The organism is Butyrivibrio sp. VCD2006 (assembly GCF_000423925.1).
GTDB lineage: Bacteria > Bacillota > Clostridia > Lachnospirales > Lachnospiraceae > Butyrivibrio.
This window is the reverse complement of sequence record NZ_AUIX01000016.1, coordinates 140,749-148,817: the sequence shown is the minus strand read 5'-3', so window position 1 is coordinate 148,817 and position 8,069 is coordinate 140,749. Positions and strand designations below refer to the sequence as shown.

Annotated in this window: 13 protein-coding genes; 11 read left to right on the top strand and 2 right to left on the bottom strand. The window is 39.0% G+C overall.

The window, feature by feature from the left end; all coding sequences use genetic code 11:
* From G586_RS25575 to G586_RS0108150, 10 genes are all read left to right on the top strand, one after another.
* A partial coding sequence (locus G586_RS25575) for a zinc ribbon domain-containing protein (protein WP_155834058.1) occupies positions 1-174 on the top strand: 174 nt, incomplete at its 5' end.
* Between the two features lie 40 nt (positions 175-214).
* A complete protein-coding gene (locus tag G586_RS0108195; protein WP_155834056.1) occupies positions 215-448 on the top strand; it encodes a hypothetical protein in 234 nt (77 codons plus the stop codon).
* A 21-nt stretch (positions 449-469) separates the two neighbouring features.
* Positions 470-1,003: a GNAT family N-acetyltransferase gene (locus tag G586_RS0108190; RefSeq protein ID WP_026527376.1), complete on the top strand. Its 534-nt coding sequence runs from the start codon at positions 470-472 to the stop codon at positions 1,001-1,003.
* A 184-nt stretch (positions 1,004-1,187) separates the two neighbouring features.
* Positions 1,188-1,559, top strand: coding sequence for a hypothetical protein (locus G586_RS0108185; protein WP_155834054.1), 372 nt, complete (start codon positions 1,188-1,190; stop codon positions 1,557-1,559).
* A 449-nt stretch (positions 1,560-2,008) separates the two neighbouring features.
* The gene (locus G586_RS0108175) at positions 2,009-3,106 is read left to right on the top strand and encodes a hypothetical protein (protein ID WP_026527374.1); all 1,098 of its coding nucleotides are present in this window, start codon (positions 2,009-2,011) and stop codon (positions 3,104-3,106) included.
* Between the two features lie 166 nt (positions 3,107-3,272).
* Positions 3,273-4,007 (top strand): hypothetical protein, encoded by a 735-nt coding sequence (locus G586_RS0108170; protein ID WP_026527373.1) that lies wholly within the window; start codon positions 3,273-3,275, stop codon positions 4,005-4,007.
* 181 nt (positions 4,008-4,188) lie between these two features.
* A complete protein-coding gene (locus G586_RS0108165) occupies positions 4,189-5,037 on the top strand; it encodes an ABC transporter ATP-binding protein (protein ID WP_026527372.1) in 849 nt (282 codons plus the stop codon).
* Positions 5,038-5,724, top strand: a complete 687-nt coding sequence (locus G586_RS0108160) for an ABC transporter permease (protein ID WP_026527371.1) — start codon at positions 5,038-5,040, stop codon at positions 5,722-5,724. It abuts the gene before it with no gap.
* A gap of 50 nt (positions 5,725-5,774) precedes the next feature.
* Positions 5,775-6,215, top strand: coding sequence for a LytTR family DNA-binding domain-containing protein (locus G586_RS0108155; RefSeq protein WP_026527370.1), 441 nt, complete (start codon positions 5,775-5,777; stop codon positions 6,213-6,215).
* Complete coding sequence (locus G586_RS0108150; protein WP_026527369.1) at positions 6,215-6,691, top strand: hypothetical protein; 477 nt, start codon at positions 6,215-6,217, stop codon at positions 6,689-6,691. The genes G586_RS0108155 and G586_RS0108150 overlap by 1 nt, the downstream gene beginning before the upstream one ends.
* A 39-nt stretch (positions 6,692-6,730) precedes the next feature.
* Here G586_RS0108150 and G586_RS0108145 read toward each other — a convergent pair whose 3' ends face one another.
* On the bottom strand, positions 6,731-6,976 hold the full coding sequence (locus G586_RS0108145; protein ID WP_026527368.1) for a helix-turn-helix transcriptional regulator: 246 nt from the start codon (positions 6,974-6,976) through the stop codon (positions 6,731-6,733).
* The gene (locus G586_RS0108140; protein ID WP_026527367.1) at positions 6,973-7,443 is read right to left on the bottom strand and encodes a hypothetical protein; all 471 of its coding nucleotides are present in this window, start codon (positions 7,441-7,443) and stop codon (positions 6,973-6,975) included. Before G586_RS0108140 ends, G586_RS0108145 begins: the two co-directional genes overlap by 4 nt.
* Positions 7,444-7,686: 243 nt before the next feature.
* On the opposite strand from G586_RS0108140, the gene G586_RS0108135 reads away from it, so the two are divergent.
* Positions 7,687-8,043: a BlaI/MecI/CopY family transcriptional regulator gene (locus G586_RS0108135; RefSeq protein WP_026527366.1), complete on the top strand. Its 357-nt coding sequence runs from the start codon at positions 7,687-7,689 to the stop codon at positions 8,041-8,043.
* Positions 8,044-8,069 lie beyond the last annotated feature (26 nt).

Sequence of the window (8,069 nt, the reverse complement as noted above, 5' to 3'; positions counted from 1 at the left end):
AGATTCTATCCAAGCAGTCAGACTTGTGGATGCTGCGGATATAAGAATCTTAATATTAAAAATCTCAGCATTAGAGAATGGGAATGTCCTGTCTGTGGTACATACCATGATCGTGATGGTAATGCCGCTAAAAACATACTAAAAATGGGTCTGTCACTTCGCGTGATGGCTTAACGAATAACAAGGTAGGCATGGGCTATGCCGAACCAAACGCTTGTGGACATCGTTGGGAAAACTGCTCTCTACGGAGAGTGTGACAATAACCGTGGTGGTTGAAGCAAGAATCCCATCAAGCTTTAGCTTGTGGGAGTGTCAAGATATTAAAAATAATAAATTGCAGGCAAGCTATGAATATGAAGATAAGTATTCATTTACGGGCGATAAGTCTGCTATAGACATGGTGGATGAATGGTTCCGGCAATGTCAGAATGACGAAACTATATTCTAAAAGGTGAGGATTAAATAATATATGGCACTGTATTTGGCAAAGCCTGATTTGGTATATTTTGAACAGTATAACGAAATGATGAAGGAATGGTGTGAGAGCGGCACTCAAATTGCGCCATGGTTTTTGGACAGTCCTTTTGAGACTATTGAAGAATTTGAGAAACTTATCCGAAGGTTAAATGATTGTGAGCATGGGATTGTTGATAAACGATTTTCTGCTACAACATCTTTTTTTGTAATAAATGAAACCAGAAGGTTGATAGGTGCGACGAGCCTAAGGCATTATTTAACATGCGAAGGATTTAAAACCTGGGGGCATATCGGATATGGAATACGCCCTAGTAATCGAAGAAAAGGGTATGCCACTGAAGTATTGAAAATGATGCTTCAAGAAGCGAAAGCAAAGAAAATCTTTAAAGTTTTGCTGGGTGTACATGAAAGCAATGTGGGATCATGGAAAACTATAGAAAAGTGCGGTGGAGTACTTGAAAACACGGTTATTGTTGATGGGGATGAAGAACCGATTCGCAGATATTGGTTTAATCTTTTGAATTAGAATATATCCTGAAAAATTCGAGAACTGACCTATAAGCCGCAAAGAATTAGGAATATGGCTATTTTATTGGCTATATCCGAAATGTAACGTTTGAAGCCTTTTGCCTACAATGGAATTAAAGACAGGAAACTTTTCTGTAATGCAAATCACTAAACAAAATAATTTTTGTACGGAGGGTGAAGGTATGGAAAGTTTGAGTTTGAAAAATCCGTTGTACTGGGGGCTTCATTTTTTAGTAATCCTGCTCTGGATGTTCGCAGGCGATTCGCCAATGTTTCTGTTTGTTCCATTATGTTTGTCCATTGTATTGGTGATCGCTGATTTATTTGCAAGTGGCAGTGATCGAGAGTACATATTGTTCACAGTAGTTAATGTAATTTCAAATATTATCGGTGGAATCATAGGAATAATAAGCAGCTATGTGCATGGTCCGCAAGGACACGCTGCCATTGATGCCATGGTCTATGCGGTAGTTTTTGTTGGCGGATATTTTGTATTCTTCGGAATGGCTGCAATGATTGGGTGTGTTTTAAAACTCACGAAATTTAGAACGTGAGCAATCTCAATCCTGTGTAAAATAGTCTGCTTCAGCATTGTGATTTTCTTTACAGTGATTTTTTTCCTTTTTTTACAAAATAATTGAACACAATATGATACAGTAAGGAAAAATGTAGCTTATTGAGGAGGGAAAATTACATGCTGAATATACTGGAATGGAGTAGTGAAGATCTTACAACACTAAACCATGGGCCGAATGTATTTAAAGATGCACTTGCGAAGGTACGCGAAGGAGAGAAGCAGGAATGAAGTCTGCTGCTTTAGAGCGCGTTGAATGATGAATGTTTTGAAATTCTAACGGTTACGATTATGATTTAGATAAAAACCTACTGTTATAACGACAGTAGGTTTTTTTATATTAATGGTTAACTGTATGAAAAATATGTGTTATATTGTTTAAATGTGTTGCATAACATAAAACATAAAAACATTTGGGAGGGAACAAAAATGGGGAATTTTTCTGAAAACAAAGTTCTTTGTGCAATTCATCACTTTTACATCGCAGTAGTTTTACTGGCAGCAGTATTATTGGCAAGTCCGCTTGAGGTTAAGGCGGAAGCGGTAGACTATTCAGCGGAAGCCTATACTTTGAATACCAAAATATCGCATCATTTTAATGCAAATGGAGAGAAATGGTATAAGGTGTCGCTTGATAAGGCGTATATTCTGAGTATAACCGCTGACCATACTGATTTTGTATTATATGATTCCAATTCTCAGTCCCTTGAGGGGTTATATTGTATGCATGACAAGAAGTCAGGATACGCGGGTCTCATTAAAGGTGACTATTATTTCAAGTTAGTAAATCATAATGGAGACAGCACAGTAGAGTGTTCAATCAATGTAGTCGAGCCGGAATCAAATTATCAGTCCTTCGTAGAGAGCTACAATGATCCGTCAACCCGTAACAATTCAGAGCCGGATGCAACAACAATAACAGCAGGAAATACATATCACGGAATTATCGGAGTTAATAATTATATTGACTGGTACAAGCTAACGCTTAGTGGTAATACTAAGGTGCAGTTTTCAGTAAGAAACTATCGCGATTATGTAACCGGTTTTACAATGCTCGACCAGAGTGGCAATAAGGTATTTGAGGTTAGCTCGGGTGCTGCTACCGAGAGCAAGATCATTCCTGCAGGTACCTATACAATTCGTGTTGAAAGATTTAATCCTGATAACAATGATCGAGGAATATCCTCATATCAGATAGCTGTTGGCGATAGCGAAGATATTGATAAAAAAGCAGCATCCCTCATCAGCAGTAAGCCTAAGCTTTCTGTGAAAAAGGGTGGTAAGGTAACTGTGAAATGGAATCAGGCTACTGATGTTGCAGGATATGAGGTTCAGATTGCAGGCAAGAAGAACTTCAAAGGTGCTAAGACCTACACTGTAAACAATGCTACAAAAAAGACAATAAAGCTTCCTAAAAAACTCGCCGGAAAGAAAATATATGTAAGAGTAAGAGCTTTTTCGGAAAATAACGGCAGCAAGACCTTTTCACAGTGGAGTAAAACCGCTTCAAAAAAGTCAAAGAAATAAACTTTCAACTGCAGCATGTGACCGTGAATTAATTGATGAAAATCTACGGGAAAATTGCTCGTAAAGAATATGAAAATCGAATAACTTTTTGGAAAAATTGGCAATGGAATCTGATGCTCAAAAGTGTATAATTGGAATTCGATTTTATTTTTTGCGAGGAATACTAATGAATAATCTTTTGTACATCTATGAAGAAGTAGTTGATCTTATCAAGGAAAAAGGACTTGATCAGTATGAGAGGGAGGATGCTAAAGATAAGTTCATCTGGCAGTTTGCTAAGAACGGTTCATCATTACATGTAAAGACTGTTATGCAGAGTAGATATGTACTCTATGCGACAGAAAAAGATTATAATCTGCTTGTTAAAAAGGCAGATGAAGCAAATCTTGGAATTGTTTTAAAAGAGAGCAAAAAAGAAGTTATTGAAAAGCTTGTATCACAGTACGAGGAGGTTTCAAGCAAGGCAATCCTTTTCATAAGAAACGGTAATAAGGGCCTGCTTCAGAACCCTGATGAGAAGAAGCTCTCACACGTGATTTACTTTTTCACAAATGAGAACTTAGAGCTTATTCTTGACTGGATCAAGGAGAATGTGATTGCTGCAAATAAAGCTGAGGAAGAGAAGAAGATGGCTGCTTCAAGAGGCTACGGTTACAGAGCTTCTTCAGGTGTGGTGTCAGCAAGACCTGTAGTGATTCAAAAGCCTAAGCTTCCCGAACTCACTGATGAAGACATCAAGAATGTCATTCCCGAGGGCTGCGAGGTATCACACCAGAAGTATGGAAGAGGCACCGTTAAGGCGATCATTGAAGGAAGAATCAAGGTCCTTTTTGAAGATTCAGTTGAAAAAATATTTGCTGCACAGGTGTGCATAGATAAAAAGTTATTGACAGTTATTTAAATAAAAGTAGATCAGAAATGATCTAAATATGACAAGGTGATAAACAGACCGTTTTCCGAAAGGGAACGGTCTGTTTTTTGCAACTTATGTAAGCTATGTGGCAACTTACGTCATGACGCATTGTATGCGTTCTCCTTATCTGATAGTTTCAGCTTATGAAAGATATGGAAGGAGACGGGAGATGATACAGTGCAAAGACTTAAGGAAAAACTTTGATTCGCATGAAGTATTAAAGGGCATTAGCTTTGATATACCAAAGGGGAGTATTTTTGGACTGCTTGGTCCATCAGGTGCAGGGAAGACCACTCTGATAAAAATCCTAATGGGACAGCTTGCCTATGATGAAGGCAAAGTTGAGATTATGGATAAAAATCCAGAAAAGCTCACCGGGAAGGATAAAAAGAATTTTGGAATTATGATGGATAATTTCGGAGTGTATGAACGGTTTTCATGCAGAGATAATCTTTCAGTTTTCGCAGACATATATAATGTTCCGAAAAGCAGGATAAATGGGATATTGGATGAGGTCGGACTTTTAGATGCAAGTAAAACCCAGGCATCGGATCTCTCGAAGGGAATGAGGGCAAGACTTCAGCTTGCAAGGACCTTCATGAACTCACCGGAGATTATTTTCCTCGATGAACCCACAAGCGGTCTTGATCCGCAGACTATGAGAGGTATTCATAAGATTATCCTTGAGAAAAAGAAGAACGGTGCGACGATTTTTCTTACAACCCACAACATGGATGAGGCCTATAAGCTCTGCGATAACATCGCACTTCTAAATGAGGGAAAAATTGTTGAAGCGGGAACCCCTAAGGATATTTGCAGAAGATACGACCATCAGAAGAAAATTAAATTGCATCTGCAGACAGGTGAGGATGTGGAGATGGAGCGAAATGGCGAGTCGGCTGATGAAATCAGTGAGCTTTTAAAGAGCGGGAAGGTGGAAACGATTCACTCGACAGAACCAACACTTGAGACGGTTTTCTTAGAACTTACAGGAAGAAAACTACAGGAGGAAGAATAGATGTATAATATACTCGTGATCATCAAAAAAGAACTCAGAGATACGGTGAAGAATAAGACAATACTGATCCAGTTCATACTTTTTCCATTGCTGACACTGATCATGGAGAATGCAATATCTATAGAAGGTATGGAGGAGTTTTTCTTTATAAAACTGTTTGCGGTCATGTATATAGGAATGGCACCTCTTACCGCTATGGCGTCTGTTATTTCTGAGGAAAAAGAAAAGAACACTTTGAGGGTGCTGATGATGGCTGACATTAAACCCTGGCAGTATATATGCGGCGTGGGAGTTTATGTGTGGTCGATATGCATGCTTGGAGCGGCGGTCATGGGAATGCTTTTGCCGTCATCGAATAGACTGTTCTTTTTAGTTGTTATGGGTCTTGGATTTGTTATATCCATACTTGCCGGTGCCTGCGTTGGTATTTTTTCTAAAAACCAAATGGTGGCAACTTCTCTGACGATGCCGGTTATGATGATCTTTTCGTTTGTTCCGATGCTTTCTATGTTTAACGAGAGCATTAAAAAGGTTTCAACAATTATTTTCACCCAACAGTTAAAGCTATTATTTGACAGCATGTCTTTTGCAGGTTGTCAAAAAACAGGTGTGAGTATCCTGTGCATCAATGCGGTTATGTGCGCTGCGCTGTTTTTCATGATGTACCGTAAAAAAGGGCTGGAGTAGTTGTATCTAAAGGGTATGAAATAAATTGAGGTTCAAAAGGAACTTGGTAGATGAAGATTGAGATTGAGGTGGATGAAAAGTACACAGATGTCGGGGTGAGAATAACCGCACCGGAACTGACGCCCGAGATTGAGAGGATCGTTTCTCTTATGCGTATGATGGATATGCAGATTGCAGTGAAAAGAGATGTCGAGACGATTCTTCTTGATGTGGACAAGATTCTTTATATTGAGGCGGTTGACAGGACTAGCTTTGTCTATACTAAGGACGATACCTACGAGTCAGCATTAAAGCTCTATGAGTTTGAGCAGCAGCTTCCGGAGCATGATTTTATTCGTGTGAGCAAGCAGAGCATCGTGAATTTAAGGAAGGTAAGAAGTCTTAAAGCTGAAGTGGACCGGAAGATAAGAGTTACGCTTCAAAACGGGGAGCAGATCATTGTTTCAAGAATGTATGCTGATGAATTAAGAAAGAGGCTGGGTATAAAGTGATGAGAGTTAGAGAAAATAAGGGATTTTTCCAATTTATAAATGGGGTACTTTCTACCTATGGTTTTACAGTGCTGGTATTTATTCCGATAGTAATTTTGTTTGGAGAGGGCGCAAAAGATTTTTCTTCATTGTTTTCGCTTGGAGGAGCTGCCTTATCTATGGCAACCCTGATTCAACTTTTTATTTTGGCAATAATCATTAACATATGCAGCACGGTACTGTTTACTGACAGATGGATTAAGAATATGGCGATTTTAGTGAGGAGTATTCTGTTTTTTGCAATCGTCACTCTTGCTATTGTTGTGTTTGTAATAAGATTCCATTGGTTTCCGGTGGATTACGTGGAAGCCTGGATCGGATTCTTCATATCCTTTGGTGTGTGCTCAACCCTTGGCGTAGTGGTAGGCAGACTTAAGGAAAAGAGTGAAAATGAGAGAATGAATCAGGCGCTTGAAAAGTATATAAATGGTAAGTGATTATTTCGCTGAGGTGTGCTATACCAATAATGCGAACTATCATTGAGGATTGTCATTTGGTGCGAATAATTCTCTAAACTCATTTCTGCCGGGAACCCATGCTTTTTCGTAAATATGTGTAAAATGATTTTTTACGGTTTGTTCTGAAATCCCAAACATATATGCAATTCTTCTGTTTGAAAAACCAGACACCTTCAAAAAGCCCAGCTCCAGCTCACGTTTTGTAAGGCCAAATTTCTGAGCGATTTTGAGATATTGGTCTTTTGTGATTTCGAATTGTGTCATTCACCCATGTCCATTTCTTTATTCATCTTGCGCTCTGCATTCAGTCTGAGCGGCAGAAGCATAAACTCAATAATAACTGCATAGAATCCTGAAAGGAAGCAAACTGCCAGATTGGGACCCATCGTAGAAGGATCGAGTCTGGCTATTATCAGAATACCGGATATAATAATCGCAAAGAGTGCTCCGAATACGGTAAGCTTCTGAGCTGCGTCCACAGCTTCAATTATGTTTTTTAGCTGTAACAGACTAAACGGCTTAATACCAACAGAAAATGCATTGATGAAATCCTTCCATGCGCCCATGATGATAAGTCCGGGAAATAGTATTAGTGCAATTAGCAATAATGAAGGCAGATCAATAAAATAGATGATAGCAGAGAATCCCCAGCTTCCTACTAAAAGATTAAACAAAAATATCCCTAAGAACAATAAAAGCTCTCCAAGTATAACTAATCTTATATTTTTCATGGCAATTCCTTTCTTTTGTTAATTTACTGTACCTACTTTGACTTTAGCACAGACATATCTGATATTATATAGTACCTTTTTTTAGGAGAAAGAATCTCATTGGAATACTCTATCGAACCCATAATTCCGAAAAGAGACTTAAAAAATGCAAATTATTATTGACTTGCTGGTCTATCTAGTATAGACTCAAATTATAGTCGATAGTGAATAGACCAAATTAACAATACCAAGCAGGAGGTGGCCATGGCTGTTGAGTTAGGGGATGTTCAGATGCAGTTTGCAAAGCTTATCTGGGAGAAGGAGCCTGTGGGTTCAGGCGAACTGGTTAAGCTGTGTGCGGATGAGTTTGGGTGGAAGAAATCTACCACCTATACAGTTCTAAAAAAGCTTTGCGAGAAGGGACTGTTTCAAAATGTGGATGGCGTTGTCACATCCATGATTTCCGAGGAAGAGTTTTACACAAGGAAAAGTGAGGAGTTTGTAGAGGAGACCTTTGGCGGATCGCTCCCGGCTTTCCTTGCAGCGTTTACGTCTCGCCAGAAGCTGTCCAATAAGGAACTTGCTGAGATAAAGAAGATAATCGATAACGCGAAGGAATAATGGACCTTGGGGACCATCAAAGTCAG